1 protein-coding gene is annotated in these 269 nt (G+C 39.0%); it reads left to right on the plus strand.

From position 1 onward, the window contains the following. Window positions 1-249 (plus strand): DUF6470 family protein (locus ACSNOG_RS33395; RefSeq protein WP_436756419.1); only part of this gene is annotated, 249 nt, incomplete at its 5' end. Window positions 250-269 lie beyond the last annotated feature (20 nt).

The raw sequence follows: 269 nt of genomic DNA on the forward strand, positions 1-269 counted from the left end.
GCAGATATGATGAGGAATCGCACACAAGAAGAGTCCAGCCTGAAATATCTCGGCGAAGCATCTAACTCGAATGTTGATCTCAATTATAATCCGGCTAAGACAGAGGTTGAATGGGATCCCCATGAGGTAGAAATTCATTACAGTCCCCAAAAAGTACAGGCATCGTATGAACCGGGTAAAGTCGAGATTTATTTGAAGCAAAAAAACAGTTTGAACATGTGGGTAACTAACTATGATATATATGCATGAAAGAACTATGACTATAAAGT

Origin of the sequence: Streptomyces sp. URMC 124, assembly GCF_051386455.1 — a bacterium.
Lineage (GTDB): Bacteria > Actinomycetota > Actinomycetes > Streptomycetales > Streptomycetaceae > Streptomyces.